General features: G+C 44.9%; 15 protein-coding genes and 1 pseudogene. 10 read left to right on the forward strand and 6 right to left on the reverse strand.

Annotation, left to right across the window (positions count from 1 at the left end; all coding sequences use genetic code 11):
• Nucleotides 1-116 precede the first annotated feature (116 nt).
• Both MIC7113_RS11990 and MIC7113_RS11995 read left to right on the forward strand, forming a co-directional pair.
• Nucleotides 117-320, forward strand: coding sequence for a hypothetical protein (locus MIC7113_RS11990; RefSeq protein ID WP_015182431.1), 204 nt, complete (start codon nt 117-119; stop codon nt 318-320).
• A 245-nt stretch (nt 321-565) separates the two neighbouring features.
• Nucleotides 566-763, forward strand: coding sequence for a CP12 domain-containing protein (locus MIC7113_RS11995; RefSeq protein WP_015182432.1), 198 nt, complete (start codon nt 566-568; stop codon nt 761-763).
• 81 nt (nt 764-844) lie between these two features.
• Here the strand turns inward: MIC7113_RS11995 and MIC7113_RS12000 are convergent, their stop codons facing one another.
• Nucleotides 845-2332: a TldD/PmbA family protein gene (locus MIC7113_RS12000; protein ID WP_015182433.1), complete on the reverse strand. Its 1488-nt coding sequence runs from the start codon at nt 2330-2332 to the stop codon at nt 845-847.
• 154 nt (nt 2333-2486) lie between these two features.
• Entirely contained in the window at nt 2487-3902 is a 1416-nt protein-coding gene (locus MIC7113_RS12005; protein WP_015182434.1) for an NB-ARC domain-containing protein, read from the reverse strand.
• A 225-nt stretch (nt 3903-4127) separates the two neighbouring features.
• On the opposite strand from MIC7113_RS12005, the gene MIC7113_RS12010 reads away from it, so the two are divergent.
• The 4 genes from MIC7113_RS12010 (at nt 4128) to MIC7113_RS12025 (ending at nt 7715) form a co-directional block, all read left to right on the forward strand.
• Nucleotides 4128-4634 carry a hypothetical protein gene (locus MIC7113_RS12010; RefSeq protein ID WP_015182435.1) on the forward strand — a complete coding sequence of 169 codons (507 nt, stop codon included), beginning with the start codon at nt 4128-4130 and terminating at the stop codon, nt 4632-4634.
• Nucleotides 4635-4666: 32 nt separating this feature from the next.
• A complete protein-coding gene (locus MIC7113_RS12015) occupies nt 4667-5197 on the forward strand; it encodes a hypothetical protein (protein ID WP_015182436.1) in 531 nt (176 codons plus the stop codon).
• A gap of 101 nt (nt 5198-5298) precedes the next feature.
• Nucleotides 5299-6027, forward strand: coding sequence for a lecithin retinol acyltransferase family protein (locus MIC7113_RS35375; RefSeq protein WP_015182437.1), 729 nt, complete (start codon nt 5299-5301; stop codon nt 6025-6027).
• A gap of 41 nt (nt 6028-6068) precedes the next feature.
• Nucleotides 6069-7715 carry a tetratricopeptide repeat protein gene (locus MIC7113_RS12025; protein ID WP_015182438.1) on the forward strand — a complete coding sequence of 549 codons (1647 nt, stop codon included), beginning with the start codon at nt 6069-6071 and terminating at the stop codon, nt 7713-7715.
• 186 nt (nt 7716-7901) lie between these two features.
• Here the strand turns inward: MIC7113_RS12025 and MIC7113_RS12030 are convergent, their stop codons facing one another.
• On the reverse strand, nt 7902-8321 hold the full coding sequence (locus MIC7113_RS12030; protein WP_015182439.1) for a helix-turn-helix domain-containing protein: 420 nt from the start codon (nt 8319-8321) through the stop codon (nt 7902-7904).
• Nucleotides 8322-8378: 57 nt separating this feature from the next.
• Nucleotides 8379-9182, reverse strand: a complete 804-nt coding sequence (locus tag MIC7113_RS12035) for a Uma2 family endonuclease (RefSeq protein WP_015182440.1) — start codon at nt 9180-9182, stop codon at nt 8379-8381.
• A gap of 613 nt (nt 9183-9795) precedes the next feature.
• On the opposite strand from MIC7113_RS12035, the gene MIC7113_RS12040 reads away from it, so the two are divergent.
• Entirely contained in the window at nt 9796-10371 is a 576-nt protein-coding gene (locus tag MIC7113_RS12040; protein ID WP_015182442.1) for a hypothetical protein, read from the forward strand.
• Between the two features lie 46 nt (nt 10372-10417).
• Here the strand turns inward: MIC7113_RS12040 and MIC7113_RS12045 are convergent, their stop codons facing one another.
• A complete protein-coding gene (locus MIC7113_RS12045; protein ID WP_015182443.1) occupies nt 10418-13312 on the reverse strand; it encodes a GAF domain-containing protein in 2895 nt (964 codons plus the stop codon).
• 649 nt (nt 13313-13961) lie between these two features.
• Here MIC7113_RS12045 and MIC7113_RS12050 point away from each other — a divergent pair.
• From MIC7113_RS12050 to upp, 3 genes are all read left to right on the forward strand, one after another.
• Nucleotides 13962-15227, forward strand: a complete 1266-nt coding sequence (locus MIC7113_RS12050) for a GTP cyclohydrolase II (protein WP_041780734.1) — start codon at nt 13962-13964, stop codon at nt 15225-15227.
• A 238-nt stretch (nt 15228-15465) separates the two neighbouring features.
• Complete coding sequence (locus tag MIC7113_RS12055) at nt 15466-16761, forward strand: URC4/urg3 family protein (RefSeq protein WP_015182445.1); 1296 nt, start codon at nt 15466-15468, stop codon at nt 16759-16761.
• Between the two features lie 60 nt (nt 16762-16821).
• A complete protein-coding gene (gene upp, locus MIC7113_RS12060) occupies nt 16822-17457 on the forward strand; it encodes a uracil phosphoribosyltransferase (RefSeq protein WP_015182446.1) in 636 nt (211 codons plus the stop codon).
• Between the two features lie 155 nt (nt 17458-17612).
• On the opposite strand, the pseudogene MIC7113_RS38960 reads toward upp, so the two are convergent.
• Nucleotides 17613-18272, reverse strand: a pseudogene (locus tag MIC7113_RS38960) (hypothetical protein).
• Nucleotides 18273-18319 lie beyond the last annotated feature (47 nt).

The following is an 18319-nucleotide window of genomic DNA, read 5'->3' on the forward strand; positions in this document are numbered from 1 at the left end:
TTAACAATCTGGCTTAAAATTCTATTTTCGCTAAAAAATCTGTAGCTTCTGATACCAAAAAACCGATAAACTAGAAAAAATGGACTATTCTTTAAAATTCCTTAGAGGGTTGTACGATGAACACCCAAGAACGAATCCACATTGTTAAAACAAATTATCCAAGCCCTAATCAAGTTCTTCTGATTCTTCTCATTGTTTTAGCGTCCTTTGGGATGGGTTTGATTCCGATCATTTATGGTTTCAGCTCATCACCGAAGGCTCAAGAGATAGTTGCACCATCACAAGCCGCTCTTTGGAGCGCTCTCGGTGAAGCAGAATGAGCTAAATTATAGCGATCAGCAGTCAGCTTTCAGCGGCTGCGCGTCAACCGGGAAAATCCTTCTGTCACAGTACGTTGGAAATCTCACACAACTTCTTTGATGTCCTAATTGTCTTGGCGGCTGCTATACCAGTTCAAAGATTGCCTCTAATGGCTCAATAGCCTTTCCTCCGCAGGAATGACGATTTTGCTAGGTACAAACCCTATTAATGGGAGTGTACTGAGGAAATCCTGATAGAGGTAATCATGACACAACAAAATATTCAGAATGACATTGAGTCGGATCGTGCCGTCGGTGAGCAGGAAAATTCAGAATCAAACCAAGACGCTACGGATCGGGATCATCGGGTAGCGAATCCGCCTATCGAAGCACAAAACAGCTCTTTTAAAGAGTACTGCGCTGCTAATCCGAGTGCCTCTGAGTGTAAGGTGTATGACCTTTGATCCATTTTCACCGTGCCTCCTACGACGGCAGAAGTTGTAGGAGACGGCACGATCGCATCTTGTGAACCAGCTATTGCTAACTTACGAAGCTCCACCAATTTGAATACCGCGCACCCGCACCGGAACACACGCGTGGGACATTTGAGCGAGCTGCATTGGCTCACCTTTGCCACAAATATTAGTCCCGCACTGCTGCCACTCTGAAGCAGGCCCGATCGCATCGACGCTATTCCAGAAGTCGGTTGTCATGGCGTGGTAAGTGACATCCTTTAACATTCCCACCACTTGACCTTTCTCCACCTTCCAGAAGGCATCGCCGCCAAATTGGAAGTTACGCCGCTGCTGGTCAATCGAAAAGCTGCCAACGCCATCAATTAAAATCCCGTCTTCGGTATCTGCAATCATCTCCTTGAGAGTGGCGGTGTTGCTCCCCCCATCTGGCCCCGGTTCCAATCCTAAATTCGGAATCCGTACCATCGGCAAACTCGACCAACTATCTGCGTAGGCACTACCATTGCTGCTGGGGCGACCGAGTCGATAGGCGGTTTCGCGGTCAGTGAGGTAGTCCACTAAAAGTCCATCCTTGACAAGATGCCAACTTTGTGATGGTACCCCTTCATCGTCGTAACCCGTCGTACCGCGTCCCCCCGGTTGAGTGCGATCAGCCCGGAAATTTACCCAAGGTGCGGCATACTGGAGCTTGCCTAATTTATCGGTAGTCGCGAAGCTGGTTCCGGCAAAGTTAGATTCGTAGCCGTACACCCGATCCAGTTCTGTGGGATGCCCGACAGATTCGTGGATGGTAAGCCACAGATTGGTGGGTTTGAGGATGAGTGTGGTACGGATACCAGAGGGGCCTTTAGGTGCGTACACCTTTTCAAGCGCTTCTTCGGCAACTCGTTCGACCTGACTCAAAAGGTCTGCTGGATTGATATGCTCGTAACCGATGTTTAGGGGTGGACGTTCGTAATTGCGCTCTTGAGCATCCCCATTTGCGATCGCAGTACACCCAAATCCTGGATAGCTGCGGTAGATGGTTTGCTGAATCAGGGAACCTTCTGTAGAGGCAAAGGTTTTATCTTCGCGGGCGAACCGCAAGAAAGAGTAAGCTTTTTTAATGCCGTGCTCGCTATAAGTGAGCAACTGTTCATTCAGGTGCAATAACAACTCAGCTTTCTCAGTAATTGGCACCGTGAAAGGGTCAATCTCAATAGGAGTAATGTAAGTATCGCGGTAAGCTTGAACCGGAGCTAATTGCACCCGTGTTTGCTGAGAGAGGCGGCTACCTTTAGCAATTTCTACAGCTAAAGCCACAATTCGTTCCACTTCTGCTGGGGTTTTGTAGGGACTTGCGGCGAATCCCCAAGCACCATCAAGGAGAACCCGCACCCCAAAGCCAGAACTGACATTATCAGAAAGTTGGCTCAGGGAGCGATCGCGTGCATAAAGATTTTGACTGCGGTAGGTGCAAAAACGCACATCCCCGTACTCGCATCCAGCACGAGCGATCGCATCAATGGCTAATGTAGCAAGGTCTGTTGTGGTAATCGGTGCGGGAGCTTGTACCATAGGAAGTCTTTGGCGGAGTAATAACGTATTTTAACGATTTCACCGCTAGCTTGACATTGCACATCCTGCAATTAAACGCCAAGATCCCCGATTTCTTGAAGAAGTCGGAAATCTGAACAGCCAAAGTTTGTAGGATTGCGATAGTATCTGCGCCTTATTCAGCACTAGGGTAATACTGGTCTTTTACATACTGTCTCACCACAGGTGCGAGAGTAAAAACCGTTTCATCATTCTGTGTCTGCCTTTCAATCAATGAGCGTCGTTCCAGAGATTGAATAGCACTGAATAACTCTGGCGGGGATAGTTGTATATCCTCTAGTAATTTAGCAGGAGCAATCGGCTCAACTTGGCTACCAATACATGACATCACCTCTTGTTCCAAACCCGATAATCGCTCAAAGTGCTTATTTAATATAGCTTTCAACTCCTCGCACAATAACAATGGATTATATTTTAAATAGTCAGAGGCTCTGCCATTAAATAAGTCTCGAATCAAAGTAGCAACTATCTTTAACCATAATGGGTTGCCTGTGTAGGCATTAATCAAGTCTTGCCATGAATCCTCTTCAACTAAACCTTTTTCTCTAAGTATTTCACTCGCTGCTACTCCCAACCCCTTCAGTGGAAATGAGCGAATGGGTGTATTTTCACCTGTTAATGCCACAAGTTCTATAGGTGGTTCCCAACCGCTTAAAACCAAGCAACTCTTATGGGATAATTTTCCAACTCGTCTGAAGAGTGAGCCATAATCTTCATAGCCGGGTTTGTAATGACCAGCGAACTGTCCAGTCTTAAAAATCATCTGAACATTATCCAATATCAGCAGACAGCGGTACTTTCGCAAATAATCCATCAGTTGCGAGAGTTGCTCATCAGCGCTGATTGGTAATTCGGTATCTTGCTGATTAGAGAAAAATTGGAGTAAGTTTCTCTGAGTAGCTTCGGCGGTTGGGGAAAAGCGGAGACTTCGCCAAATTACATAGTCAAAATTATCCTTAATCCGTTCTACCAACTGCACTGCTAGAGTTGTTTTGCCTATACCGCTCATTCCTAATAGTGTTATCAGGCGGCAGCGTTCTTCTACAATCCATTGTTCTAGGGTAGCCAGTTCCTCAGTGCGTCCATAAAACGAGAAGACATCAGGCATATCACCTAAATCTTGACGTACTGTTGATATAACATTGTTTGAGTTAGAAGTTTCGTCACTTAGCTGTTCGAGGTGTAAATTTTCTAGGGAGTGCAAAGTATCTGCACAGACGTTGACATTATTAATCTGTACGAAGTCTTTCCCAAAATGCGACGAGATAATGGATATTTGCCACCTTTCTATAGTCGCTCTAAAATTTGATTTCCTGACCTCCTCTCCTAACTCTTCTGACAGAAGCTTCCAAAATTCGGAGGCAACATCCTTAACATGACCCTCAGTACAGTTGTTTTCCTCGGCAATTTTTGAGTATTTCTTTCCCTGCACAGTTCCGCGTAATATAGCCTCTTGTAGATTGTCGAGATGTTTTCCTGTCTTGGTAAAAACTAGCTCATCGGCAAATTTTAAGACTTCTTGGGTGTCCATAGGTTCGGAAATGCCGGGATTTTTCTTATTGTAATCCGACTTTTTCCTACTTTATCGGACTAGTCCGACTAAATCCGACTTTTTCCGCCCTATTCAGCTAGTTAAAGATTTGAATAAGTTTTAGTAAATCCGACTTTTTCCGCCTAGAAAAAACAAAAATTGTAGCCGATCATATTTATATACACTGATTGCTGCTATTGCGGAAGTTTCTACGGGTATAAAAAAATGACAGGACAAATAGTATCAACAGCACAAGCCAATTTAAAGATGGCTCTATGGCAAGTAGATGCTGATTCAATGACAAGTAATGACTTGTATGCCTGGTTAGTAGACAGTGGCTTGCCCCATGAGGTAACCATCAGATTGCATGAGCTTGCTAACTATACGAAAAAATCTGGTAGCAAAGTTCTAGCTGTCGGAAAAATTGTTCTCATCAAAATTCTTGAATTTGTCAAAGCACATCCTTTTTTAGTTATGGGTGCTGGTATTAGTGCAGTTGTAGGTGCTGCTGTTGCAAGTCTGATAACTGCTGTGCCACTTTTAGGCCAATTATTAGCACCAGTTGCAATGGCTCTAGGTATAACTATCACTGCAATTGGTGCAGTAGCTGGTCACAGAATGGACAAATGCTTTCAAGGTGTTGGTGAAGATATTTTTGAGATTGCTCAAGAGTTTTTCAAGCTGCTATCTGATGTTTTTAATACAGTTTTCCGTAACGTCATCACTGCCTAAACCATAAACTTAACTAACAGGGAAGTTCTGATATGTCTGAAAATAAAACGCCAACTAAGGAACAAATCCTTAAAGCAATCGAGCAATTGGAAAAAAATCCAAATGATAAGTTGGGCATTCTAGCTGATATTGGCATTGGGGTCGTAGGTGCGGCTGGTGCGGGTGCTGCTGTTGCTGCTTTTGGAGGTACATCTTTATTATTTGGGCTGATAACAGTTGCTCCACCCGTAGGATTGGTTGTTGGTGGTGCGGCATTAGGTGCAGCAGCTCTTGTAGGAGCAAAAAGAATTTTGTTTGATGGCACTTTTACACAAGGGAAGAAAGCAGAAATGCTGCGGCAACTAAAAGATCAGTTAAAGGAGGTTGAAGCAAAAGAAAGAGTTTATGATTTAGGTGAAAATGATAAAAATCAATTCTACATTTTCTTGAAAGAACCAATCAAGTTTAATTTAATTAGTCCGAAGGATGCTCAGGATTTAATCAAAGCTGTAGAAAGTGGTCAAATGCCCTTAAAAGAAGCCTATCATTTAGTAGAAGATGTAATTAATTCAGCAAAATCATAACGCCCATTGGATTTCAGAGTCTTTCTCTAAATAAGTGAAATGTGAACTTATTTGAACCTAGATTGATATAAAATTGCCAATTTGACAAAGAGGTAAAAGTCATGGCAAAAGGTGATCATCTCTATGTCAACTGTGGTGCTTACGATCATCACGGTATCGACTGTGGGGACGAGACTGTTATTCATTACGAGGGAAAGTATCGAGGTGGAAGAATTACTCGCGTTCCTAAAATGATTTTTGCCAATGGCAAAATAATTCATGTGCGACAGTATTCAGAAAAAACTGTTGCTGTAGCACTTGCAAATGGTAAGACTGCTGTAGTACTTGCCGATGGCAAGACAATTTATATACGAGATTTATTAGAAAAATCGTATTCTCCTGAGGCTGTAGTTGTTCGAGCAGAGAGCCGATTAGGAGAAGAAGGATATGATCTGATTTTCAATAACTGTGAGCATTTTGCAACTTGGTGCAAAACTGGAATACACGAAAGCAAACAATCAGAAAATGCTCAAATGTTTTATTTTTTAATAGGTGGCTTTAGTTTTGGTTTTACAGACTCTAATGATGCAGTTACAAGAAAAAGAAAATTAATAGAATTAAAGAGCCAATTAAATCAAATTGAAAATAAGCAGCTAAAATCGAGCCTTACAAATGAAAATAAAATCAAATTTTACGTTTTTTTAAAAGAATTAGTTAAATATGATTTCATAAGTCCGAAGGATGCTCAGGCATTAATAGAAGCTGTAGAAAACAATCATATTTCCTTAAAGGAAGCAGATTGTGTACTAGAAGATATTATTGAAGCATCAACAGGAGAGTTTTTCACTTAAGCAAAAGATATTTAAAATTAGTTAATAGGAGATTTGCCAAGATGAGTCTAGAAAAATTTGTTGGTGACATAGCTAAGGATGTAGCTAAAGAAGCCATATTAAATGATTTTACTGCAAAAAATGCAGTGGGGGCTGTTGTAGGAGCAATTGCCACAGTAGGGGTTGTGGGCGCTACTGGCCCTGTAACAATTCCTCTAGCCTTAGCTGCTGGCGCACTTGCAGGTGCTGGCGGAGAAGCCGCAGTTAAGGGTGTAGCCAAGGGTACCATTTCTGTAGCTGAAAATGTGGCTAAGGGCGCTGGATCTGTTGCCGAAAACATGGCAAAAAATGCAGGGTCTTTAGCTGAGAACGTAGCTAAAGGTGCAGGGTCTGTTGCTGGAAATGTAGCAAGCGGTGCGGGGTCTATATTCGGCAACGTAACCAAGGGAATTACTGGGGGAGTTACAGGCGTTCTCAATTTTTTCAAGAGCGAAGAGGACTTTTTAAACCAAGGGATAGAGAAGCTTCAGAATGAACAGTATAAGGAAGCCATCGAAGATTTTACCCAAGCCATCGAAATTAATTCCCAATATGCTGATGCCTATTTATTGCGTGGTTGTACTCGCATTGAAATAGACGACTATCAAGGAGCGATCGCAGACTATACTCAAACTATCCAACTCCTTCCTGATGATTCTGATATTTACTTCATGCGGGGTAAGGGTTACATTGCATTAGACGATTACAAGAGCGCGATCGCAGACTTCACTCAATCCATTAAAATTAATCCTCAATACGCAGAAGCTTACTACTTGCGCGGCTGTATCCACTCTGACATAGGCAACCATCAAGAAGCGATCGCAGACTACACCCAAACTATTCAGATTGATCCTAGCTATGTTGATGCTTACCGTAATCGGGGACATCTTCTAGCTGCACAGGAGGATTACAAGGAGGCAATTTCCGACTATAGCGAAAGTATTAGGCTCGATCCTAGTGATGCTGATATCTACTTCAGACGAGGTAAGGCATACATTGCATTAGAGAATTACAAAAGCGCAATTGGAGACTACACCCAAGTCATCAAAATTGATTCCAAGTATAGCGATGCTTATTTTATACGAGGTTGTCTTTGCGCTGAGTTAGAAGACTACCAAGGAGCCATTGCTGACTTTACTGAGGTTATCAAAACTAATCCCAATCATGCCGACGCTTACTTCCAACGTGGTCAAGCTCGTATAGCCATTAAGGATTATAAGGGAGCAATTCAGGATTTCACTGAGGTTATTAAAATTAATCCTAATGAGGTCGCTCCTTACCTTAATCGTGGCGATGCTTGTACCGCAATAAAGGATTACAATGGCGCAGTGGCGGACTATTCCCAAGTCATCCAGATGGAACCAAACTGTGCTGATACTTATTTCAAGCGAGGTTGCGCTCGTAGTGAAAAGGGAGACAGACAGGGAGCTATTGCCGACTATGATCAAGCCATTAAATTAGACCCCGATTATGCTTATGCCTACGTCAAACGAGCTTATGTTCGCAAAGAAAAGGGAAAAAAGCAGGAAGCGATCGCAGATTTTCAGAAAGCAATCAGCCTCTTTTATCAAGAATCCATCTTAGAAGAAATACCAGATCTTCAGAGTGAAGTCCGAATGCTTCAGAAGGAACCCCAAAATACTCCTTGGTGGCAAATGCGGGTATTTTAGTAATCTTTTAGGTTTGAAGGCGCTCGCGCTTCGTTTAGGTAGGTGCGATCGCCCCAAGGGGGCAGCGCGGAGCGATCGCATTTTTTGTGTCTGGATTAATGCAGATCACTTCTTTCTGCGAATGCAGGTACAATTTGCACCATTCAAATCATGAGAGAGGCGATTGCCTGTTGCCAAAGTCAAAAGTTAATCAATCTCATCTTGCCTAATAAACAAGCTAGGATCGACTTTAAACATTTTGCCTACAGTCTTAGCTTGCTCTTGCGTTATCACGCGCTTACCTTGGATAACTTCAGCAACCACCTCTTCATCACCGATAGTACCCACCAAATCTTCCGGCTTTATATTTTGCTGCTCCATTAAAAAAGCTACCATCGAATGGGGAGTAGATGCTTTTCCAGGCGAATAAAATTCGCGTTCAAATTTTTCTATCAAAGTGATGAGTAAGTCATAAAGCTCATTTTCTTCCAGACTGCGATTCGGACGATTCATCAACTCTTTTACAGTTGTCAAAGCCCTTTCATTTTCTTCTTCAGTTCTAATGAGCTTAGGCTGATACTTAATTAGTAATTCTCTATATTTATCTGAATTAAAAATAAGGGTCATAAGTCAATATCAACTAAATTTTAAGCAAAAGGCGGGCGATCGCACCCGATGCCCCTCCTACACCTCTGGCTCAACCCCTAACGCCCGTAACTGCTCAGCCAGCCGCTCAGCGCGTTGCCGTTCTTGTTCAGCCCGTTGTTGAGCTAACTCCTTCTCTTGCCGCTCTTGTTCGAGACGTTCCTCCGCCGTCAGCAGCAGATTCCCCCCTATATCCCACCAACGTAGCCAAGGCCATTCCTGATTCTGATACACGCCCTGCCAAATGCCTAATTCTACCCCTAGAGGCTCAATGGGATAATGACCTCGCTCATTCGCTGGCATGAGCTGATAGCGCCCGTTTACCAACTGATAAACTTCCACTTGCGCCTTTTTGACTTCATAGATGCCATAGTAAGGGATGCGAATTGCCCGTTCGTAAACCCAAAACTTACCTTTCTTGGGCGTTTTGTCTCGTTCTTCCGTTCCTTCCCCAGAGACGAATTCCAAAGCAATCAGCGGTGCGACAAATTCCTTCCATAAAACATAGGAACGGCGAATTTCTCCATTGAGGTTGGGTGGCACATCCGGTACATAGAACCAATCCGGTGCTTCTGCTCCTTTTTCCGGTGGTTCAGGTGGTTCGGTCATGCGCCAGTAAATCCCACAATCTCGACCAATGCAATACTGCCCATCCGGATGGAGTTGCTGCAAAATGGGTGTAATACAGTCTGTGAGGAGGTCGCCTTCTGGAGGTTCCTGAAAGTTTTTCACGAAGTTACCATCCGAGTCGGGAAGCTGGGTATGATCTGGCAGAGAAGCAGGCAAACCCGCTGTGGGCGACAAATCGGTTGACGGGTCTAAAGATTGGGTTATCTGGCTCATATCGATGACAGGATTTCAGCATCCTGAAGGTTATACCCATCATGACTCCAAAAGCCGGAGCTGAGGATATCTCAAGGTTAGCGTAGGGAGCGATACACGAACTGTAGTACACTTCGTCCCGCTTGCCTAATACAGGCAGTCCTTGAGTCGATAGGCTCAAAGCGTCTTGCCCAAAGAGCGATCGCAAATGGGAACAAGTCAGTTGTAATAATCGGCGCGGAGGCTTCTACTCTGGTAAGTCTTTTCTTTGCAAGGTGAATATTGTATCTTAACTACTTCACCTGTTTTCCTGCGTTATTGACAACTTTAGCGTAGTGCAGCAGGTTTCAGGTCTCCAGCACAAGAGCTACTTTCCCATGCTCAAGAGCGTCCTCAACAAAGACCTAAGGCTCAGGCGTCGCAGTAGCCAATCTCTTTTTGGGCAGAGAGCTTCACTGGAATTGGTAAAAACTGAGACAATTACCCAAGGGTTCTCCAGCGAGATTTCAAATGTATTAGCTGAGATGGTCTATGAGTAAGTTTGGCGTTCTACACGACTATCCACCGAAGCAAGATTTTGGCACAATTGATCCATTAACTTTCCTCTTATGGCCTTTTCTAAAACTTGGGATTAATGAAACCAACTAATCAGCCCATACGCTTGCAACTTAACCACTATCGCTCCTATATTGCGATATCCTATGATGACATAGAAGTGGGTTTTTGTACGCCTGAATTTGCCGACCGAATTGTTGAAACGTTTAATGAGTATGAGAGGCTACACGAAGATAATGAAACCTTAAATAAAGCCTTACAAATGGCTTGTCGGGACTTAGTCAAACAATCCGGTGGCAACGCTTATCATGTTACTCGACGAATCAAACAATACATAGAAAAAGCTAAACGCCCTGAACATGGTACGCGAGCCATTGCCTACTTACTACGTGAAAGGCAACGGGAACTTGACCTCAGCAACAGAGAATTCGTGCGCTTTTGCTATTCCTATAAACTAGCTCCTCAAGAACTGAAAGATATTTTTAGTGGCAAAGACATTACAGATAACCAACTCAAAGTTTTATCGCGAATTCTCGGAAAATCGGCGGAGGAGTTAACCGAAGTGCGAGATGGTTTTAGCGATAGTGAACTCAATCGCTTAGCCCGAATTCTCGGTACCTCAAATGAGGAATTATCCGATTTGTTTAAAGGATGAACTATCCTAAACTCAATTAAGATATTTAACCCAATGAGGCTTCAACTTATTTTTGCGCGTTTCTAGACCGATTCGTAATTCCTGGCAGAATCACACCCACTTGATTGTTAAAAATCTCCATATCTTTTTGGTCTTTTTCTTCAAAACTCACTTTGAAATAATCGGGAACGTTAGGCCAATCAGACGAATCATATTCAGGAAAATCACCAGCCTTTCGTTTGTTAATGAGTTGAGTGACACCCAGCAACTCGCCGTCCGAACCCACAACTGGCATACAGAGTAAACTACAAGTACGATAATGGGTTTTCTCGTCCGTTTGTCGAGCCATGTAAGAGTCAGGATGCTGATATAAATCAAAGGAAATATTCACCGCTTGACCCGTTTGAGCAACCTTGCCCACAAAACCTTCTCCCATCGGGACTCGTGTTTCCAGCCAAGATCCATCGCTCTGGCGGATCGTTGTCCATAATTCATTGGTTTGATGATCCAACAACCAAAGGGAACTGCGATCGGCATTCGTCAGTTTTTTCGCCGCTTGCATCACTTTTTGAATCAAGTCTTCAGGATTGCCACTACTCTGACTCACGAAGCTAATGGCTTGATAGAGCGGATCAATCGCTTGCCGCTGCTCCTGAATCACTCTAATTTCTCGATGGAACGATTGGAAGGCTTGCAAGATTGGCAGCATCGAAGCCGTACATTGCTGTAGCTTCTCTGCATCGGCTTTGGTAAAGCCTCTCGTATCAATTCGTTCGGCTAACGGAATACTGGGGTCAAGAGATAAGAATTTGTTAAATGACCGAACAATGGCGATTACCTTTCCTCGGTGATCCAAAACAGGAAATAACAACAAATTATGCAGACTACTGATAGTTTTTGAGGTGATGCCTCTATGGATTAAAACATCGTTTAACTTGCTAGGTTTACTACTAGCTTGTACAGCTTTCGAGTCAACAATTTTATTGGCGATCCCTAGATTTGCCGAAATCCGAATCTCTGAGGCATTGGTGGCTTCTTCTTCAAAGACCAACGACCAAAATCCAGTTTCTTCGGCATCCAACATAAAAATCGTTGTATGCTCAGATTCCAATAACTTATTAATCGTCAGACTAATAAAACTCAGCAGATAATAAAGCGCATTGTAGAGAGCCTCATCACTCTGGTCTAGTACCGAATTACTCAGTACCGCTAGAGCATTATAAATGGCTTTTTGGGGTTCAACTTGTGCTAATTGCTTCAGTGTTTCATGAGTCCTGACAAATTGGAGTACCACTCCAACTCGCTCATTGAAGACTTGCATCGACTGTTGGTCGTTTTTGTCAAAGCTAGTCTTAAAGAAATCGGGAACTGTCGGCCATTCTTCTTTGTTATATTCACCGAAGTCACCGGGTTTACGTTTGTTAACAAGTTGAGTCACACCCAGCAACTCGCCATCAGGACTCAGAACGGGCATACACAGCAAGCTACAGGTGCGATAACGGGTTTGTTCGTCGATTTTTTTCGCATTTTCGGCACTAGGGTGGTTGTATAAATCGAATGGAATAATCATCGCTTCGCGAGCTTCCGCCACTTGACCGGCAAAACCCACCCCAATCGGACACCGGACTTCCCCTTTACCCGGAAGTTCTGTCCATAAGTCACCCCGGTCATGATCAATCAACCACAGTGTACTGCGATCGGCATTCAGCAGTTTTTTAGCTGTATTCATCACCCGTTGCAGGATGGCTTTGGTATCCAAATTAATTTGGTCAAGTGATCGGGTGGCTTCAATCAGGGCTGCCGTTGCCCGTAGCTTCTTGGTGACTCTATAACAAGATTGGCAACTTTCTAAAATCCGGCGAATCGGAACCACACATTTCGCCAAGCGTTCTAGGTCTAATTTGGTAAAACCCTGTGGCTTAATCGGCGGCTCACTGCCATCTTCCGACTTCTCCGGCTGCAACTTGTTGAGAAGTTGAATAACAGCAACAACCTCTTTGTGTTCATCCAAAATCGGCAGGGCTAAAATATTTTGAGTTGTGTAATGGTATTTCTTGTCATATTCTTTGACTAAAATGGCGCGTGGGTCTTCATAGACATTGTTAGCAATATGAATAACTTTCCTCGTCTGGGCAACTTGACCCGCAATCCCTTCCCCGACTCGCACCTGAATATCGAGAAATTCCCCCTCTTCATTCTCCGCCACTAGCGACCACAATTCTGTCTTGTCGTCATTGAGTAAATAGATGGTGGCTCGGTCTGCACCTAATAAACTTCCGACTTTTGCCGTGACTTCTCGTAATACTTGATAGAGAGCTTGAGCGGAACCTTCATCCTCTGCTTCATTGTCGGCTTGAGACAAAATTTCTACCTGAGAAACTAGCAATTTTCTTTCTAGTTCAGCTAGAGTTCTCAAAAATTCCGTGTCAGTGGGTTCAATCTCAGATTTTTGACTTTTCAAAGCATGTTCAATCCAAGCCTCGCTAAATATCGCCTCATAAACCCGGTTGTGAGGCTTTAACTTGCCCTGTTGCTTAACGACTAAACCCAAGAGTCGTAGTTCATTTTGTTCGGGAGTGTCATTGGCGACCACAACCTCTTGCCGCAAAATGCGTTGATAGAGTTGCAAGAGCCTCACACTGCGCTGATTTCGTCTTAGGAGGCGATCGCGGATGGTTCGTAAATGATCAAGTTCCGGCAGAGTCTCCCATTTTTCAATGAGCTGTTGGCGCACTAATCGGTCGAACCATTCCGCTTCCTCACCAACCGGAGGTGAATCCTCAGCTTCGACAATGAGTTGACACAGCTTTTGGGTGAGTAAGGGCTGTCCCCCCGTCCACTTCAACACCTCTGTTAGTAATTTTTTGTAATTTTGGGATTTTTCTTTTAATCCCTGAGCAATGAGTAATCCGCTTTTGATAACTTCGCTATGACGTAAGGATTCAGATGTATTTGTGATCATGGTGCAGCCTGATGGGAGAGGACAAGGTCTTAAACTTTCTTAAAATTTAGGATTCGGGTGCAGGTCACTGGCAGCTAGAGATAAGTTTTGAGTGTTTCATAGATTTAGCTGTATTTTACGAGGAGTTTTGCTTTCCCCACGAGTTAATCTTGGGCACAAGTGATAACTCGAAAGCGAGATGGCTTAGAAACCACCGACGCTTCAGCTCAAATTCTGGGATGAAGCCTAAAGGGATGGGGCAATCGGATGCTTCATCCCAAGTTATATTGATTTAAATCACTCCCCGTCTCGGCGTTAGGAGTATTCGTGTATGAGATGCATCTCCCCAGTGAGCAAATAGTATATCTAAATCAGAAGGACAGGCGCAGCTAAGCCTTGTTCTCTATTATCTGGTCTTATCTGGTTTCAACGACAGTGATCGGTGAATACAATCGCCTCTCATTCCGAATTCGTTGGGCAAAGACAAAAGAGGACGTTAAGCCACGACTTCATCGACAATTGCCCAAAATTAGACCCAGAGCGAGAACTTTGCTCGGTCAGATACTTCAATACCCAAAATTGGGTTGCTATGATTAGAGCTTATTTCAATTTACCAAATTGGTTCTCACCCAAGTTTGGCAAGTATTCGTGGATTCTACAGGGTGTCATCATGCAAAACTCGAAAATAGTATCCAAACAGAAACATATTGTTCTAACTTCTCATCCAGGTGGTTTAGCGTCAAAGCCGTTAAGCGTTCACTGGGGAGAGAGTGAACCCAGCAAACGAGGCCCTATTATTGGCACATTGACCAACCCAGCTCACCGCAATGTGATCGGGACTCACTCCGGTTCTTATTCGGTCTATCGGGCTTTAGCGGTCGCCAGTGGCGCTCTCCAAGCCAGCCACCGCGCTGATTTGACGAATACCTCTCCTGTTGTTGCCATTGGGCCTCATCCCAGTTGGGCTGATGCCAATAAAATTGTCGCTCTCGATCCCTTTGGCGCGATGGTGGGTGAAGCTTACGCCGATTTGTACAAGCAGGGATACGACATTCGACCCACGATCGCCATCACTCAGGCTCATATTAATATGCCAGAGTTACAGGATGCGATCGCCAAAGGACGTTTGCTCGTTGATGGTCGAATTGTCAAAAGTGGTGGCAGTTTAGTTGTTACGAAAATAGCTATTGACCCTGTATGGTATCTGCCGGGACTGGCTAAGCGCCTCAAGGTTGGGGAAAGTGACTTACGTCGTGCCCTATTTCAACAGACGGGTGGGATGTATCCAGAATTAGTCACCCGCCCCGATTTACAAGTCTTCTTACCCCCGATTGGCGGCATCACCGTTTATCTGCTAGGTGATGTGGCGGCGATTACAGAACCCAACCGCAAGCTGGCTGTGCGAGTCCATGACGAATGCAACGGCTCAGATGTGTTTGGTTCCGATATTTGCACCTGCCGTCCTTATCTCGTGCATGGTCTAGAGGTCTGTGTTCAGACGGCACAAGAGGGGGGTGCTGGTATCTTAGTGTACTTCCGTAAGGAAGGTCGAGCCTTGGGTGAGGTGACGAAATTCCTCGTCTACAATGCCCGTAAGCGTCAGGAAGGAGGCGATCGCGCCGATGCCTACTTCAGTCGCACAGAATGTGTGGCAGGCGTTCAGGATATGCGGTTTCAAGAGCTGATGCCCGATGTGCTGCATTGGTTGGGCATTACCCAAATTGACCGCTTTGTCTCCATGAGCGATATGAAATACAATGCGATCGTCAATTCTGGCATTAAAGTCATCAATCGCATTGCCATTCCAGAAGAATTGATTCCGGCTGATGCACAGGTGGAAATTGCTGCCAAGCAAGCGGCGGGTTACTACACGGAAGGAAGCGCACCTGATGCAGTCACTCTGACTCAAATTAAAGGACGCAATTTAGTTAGTTAAACGGCTCCAGTATGAAGGATGAAAAAAGGCTGAAGTGTAAAAGATGTAATGAACACGCACAAGCCGTTGGCTGAGCAAGAGTTCAACTTTAGCCTCGGATCACAAAAGACTGCTCTAATCTGCCTCTTGTTGTTCTCAGGCAGCCAGTCATTCCACACTTCATCCATCAAACTTCATCCTTCATACTTTCTTTTGTTGCTCATGGGGTGGCAATACCCCCTACCCAAAGGAAACGGTTTTGATTAATGATCAACAGCTAGCAGACTGCTCTCAGGAGCAGCTTTTGGCGATCGCTTACTTGAGGACGCCTGCTGCCATTCGAGAACGCTGCGATCGCCTCTTTCATTTAGCCTGTACTGACCAATTACACTACTTTCGCTGTAATCTAACCCAGCTCGACCCGGTAGCCCATTATGTGATTGAGGTCATGCGTGATGAATACCCGGATTTAAATATTCCCTTTCATAGTCGTTGGCGACATTTTGAGGTTGGCAACGTCCCGCGTCTGGCGGAATTAGAGCAACATTTGGCAGGACTTACCCCCCTGGAAAAGGCACAAGCCAAATTTGACCTAGCCATGATCAGCGTCTTGCTGGATGCTGGGGCGGGTTCCGAGTGGCAATACGGCGAACAGGAAACCGGACTCGTTTTTCGTCGTTCTGAAGGCTTAGCTGTAGCCAGTTTTCGCCTGTTCTGCCAAGGCGCATTTTCCAGTAACCCCCAATTTCCCCTGCAAGCAGATGCCCAAGGACTACAAAACTTCACGGCGGCTCAACTCGCTCAGGGATTTCAGGTGAGTTCGACCAATCCGTTGCTGGGTTTAGAAGGTCGAGTTGAGCTGCTCCAGCGACTCGGTCAGTCGCTACACAGTTTACCTCAGTTGTTTGGCACAGAAAATCCACGTCCTGGAAATTTGGTCAATTACTTGCTCCAAGGGTTGAAGGTTGAAACTTCAACCCAAACCAACCTGCAATCTCCAATCCCTTTACCTGCCAGTACCGTATTTAGTGCTGTGTTGGAGGGACTGGGAAATATTTGGCCTGGACGACTGACTATTGCAGGCATTAATTTAGGCGATGTTTGGATTCATCCTGCCCTCACAGGAGACAATCCTACCGCTCAATATGTGCCGTTTCATAAACTCTCCCAGTGGTTAACCTACTCCTTGCTAGAACCCTTACAGGAACTCGGTGTAGAGATTACGGGGTTAGATGAGATGACCGGCTTACCCGAATATCGGAATGGGGGTTTGTGCTTAGATTTAGGGTTACTAGAAGTTAAACACGCTTCTGTTGTCCAAGAGCGTCATTTACCAGAGTCTGAGGTGATTGTTGAATGGCGAGCACTGACAGTTAGTTTATTAGACCGAATTGCCGACACCATCCGGCAACAACTGCATCTAACTGCTACCCAATTGCCCTTAGTGAAAGTTCTACAAGGAGGCACTTGGACAGCAGGACGGCGAATTGCTGCCCAATTGAGGGAAGGCGGCGTTCCTCCCATTCAGATCGAGAGCGATGGCACCGTGTTTTAGATATTGTTGCTTGCTCGTTGTGTGTTCTTACCTAACCACTAACCTTTATACAACTAACAAATGACCGCTCAAGTTACGGTAATTGATCACCCTTTTGTACAGCATAAATTGACGTTGATGCGTCAATTTGACACCAGTACCGCTAAATTTCGCCAACTGATGAAAGAGGTTGGGATGTTATTAGCCTATGAGGTAACACGGGATTTACCTCTCAAGTATGAACCGATCAAAACGCCTATTGCCCCGATGAATGCGCCCATGCTGGCATCCGAAAAGAAAATGGTGGTTGTCTCTATCATGCGGGCAGGGCAGGGGCTATTGGACGGTATTTTGGAACTGATGCCTTCAGCCCGCGTGGGTCATATTGGTTTGTATCGTGACCCCAGTACTTATGTTGCCATTGAGTATTATTTGAAACTCCCCCATGATGTTGAGCATCGAGATATCTTGGTGGTTGACCCGATGCTCGCGACTGGCAATTCAGCGATCGCCGCTGTTGACCGAATTAAGGAATTAGGTCCGGTATCGATTAAGTTTTTGTGCTTATTGGCGGCACCGGAGGGAATGAAGCACTTCCACGAGCATCATCCGGATGTGCCGATTTATACAGCGGCGGTTGATGAAAAGTTAGATGAGCATGGCTATATTGTGCCCGGTCTTGGGGATGCAGGCGATCGCTTGTATGGCACCAAGTGACTTGTTAGGGGAAAGGTGAGGGGTGACAACCTCCCCTCTCCACAACTTCCTGTTGATTGTCGTAATTTGGTCTTATCGAATGAACGCAGACTCCCTCTAGGTAGATGACTGAGGGAGTCTTTATTGACTTTTGATGCAAACGAATACCCGTCAATTCAGCCTTGCATCAAAATTCCCAATAAAATCTGCATCAACGCCTCCAAGTCAGTAGGAACCCGATACAGCATTAAATCTTGGGTCACTACCCGATTCTGACGGTGAAAACTACCAAACTGCCAAATATCCCCAGTGGTTACAGCACCATACAAGATAGACTCATCTGACTCTACCCAACTATCCAGAGCAATTAACTCAGCGGCTAACTGCGTAAATCCCCGTGTTAAGTCTGCCTGTTTAGCCTCTACCACTAGGAGACAGTGGGGTGACTGGAGATAATAGTCTAACTCTCCTCTGAGGTATTGGTTCACCTCTATGGGGTACTCAATATTGACGTTTGCCTCGGCCATTTTCGCGACTTCTAGTAAAATAGGGGCGATCAGGACTTCCCGTCGTGCGGCTTCACTGGTTAAGCTAACGCGAGCGATTACCTACGGTACCGCCCAAAGGGCGATCGCATCCTCGATACGCTGGCGTAAATCGGGAAGTCGGGTAAGCTCTATTGAAGACGCGATCGGTAAATTGAGCTTTGCTTTGGTCAATGTTGCCCCTAACTCCCGCAGTATATCGGCTGGAGCAAACTTCATCAGGAAGTAGCTGCGGAACGTATAAGATTCATTGGGTTTGAGGATTGCAGGACGCTGCGGTCGCTCAGTCATCACCTTAACGCCTTCCCTGAGAATATGGTGTCGGCTGCTTTAGTGAC

It is taken from the genome of Allocoleopsis franciscana PCC 7113 (assembly GCF_000317515.1).
Taxonomy (GTDB): domain Bacteria; phylum Cyanobacteriota; class Cyanobacteriia; order Cyanobacteriales; family Coleofasciculaceae; genus Allocoleopsis; species Allocoleopsis franciscana.

Coding starts and splice junctions, on each gene's coding strand:
- MIC7113_RS11990 (WP_015182431.1), top strand. CDS start 117: ATGAACACCCAAGAACGAATCCACATTGTTAAAACAAATTATCCAAGC.
- MIC7113_RS11995 (WP_015182432.1), top strand. CDS start 566: ATGACACAACAAAATATTCAGAATGACATTGAGTCGGATCGTGCCGTC.
- MIC7113_RS12000 (WP_015182433.1), bottom strand. CDS start 2,332: ATGGTACAAGCTCCCGCACCGATTACCACAACAGACCTTGCTACATTA.
- MIC7113_RS12005 (WP_015182434.1), bottom strand. CDS start 3,902: ATGGACACCCAAGAAGTCTTAAAATTTGCCGATGAGCTAGTTTTTACC.
- MIC7113_RS12010 (WP_015182435.1), top strand. CDS start 4,128: ATGACAGGACAAATAGTATCAACAGCACAAGCCAATTTAAAGATGGCT.
- MIC7113_RS12015 (WP_015182436.1), top strand. CDS start 4,667: ATGTCTGAAAATAAAACGCCAACTAAGGAACAAATCCTTAAAGCAATC.
- MIC7113_RS35375 (WP_015182437.1), top strand. CDS start 5,299: ATGGCAAAAGGTGATCATCTCTATGTCAACTGTGGTGCTTACGATCAT.
- MIC7113_RS12025 (WP_015182438.1), top strand. CDS start 6,069: ATGAGTCTAGAAAAATTTGTTGGTGACATAGCTAAGGATGTAGCTAAA.
- MIC7113_RS12030 (WP_015182439.1), bottom strand. CDS start 8,321: ATGACCCTTATTTTTAATTCAGATAAATATAGAGAATTACTAATTAAG.
- MIC7113_RS12035 (WP_015182440.1), bottom strand. CDS start 9,182: ATGAGCCAGATAACCCAATCTTTAGACCCGTCAACCGATTTGTCGCCC.
- MIC7113_RS12040 (WP_015182442.1), top strand. CDS start 9,796: ATGAAACCAACTAATCAGCCCATACGCTTGCAACTTAACCACTATCGC.
- MIC7113_RS12045 (WP_015182443.1), bottom strand. CDS start 13,312: ATGATCACAAATACATCTGAATCCTTACGTCATAGCGAAGTTATCAAA.
- MIC7113_RS12050 (WP_041780734.1), top strand. CDS start 13,962: ATGCAAAACTCGAAAATAGTATCCAAACAGAAACATATTGTTCTAACT.
- upp (WP_015182446.1), top strand. CDS start 16,822: ATGACCGCTCAAGTTACGGTAATTGATCACCCTTTTGTACAGCATAAA.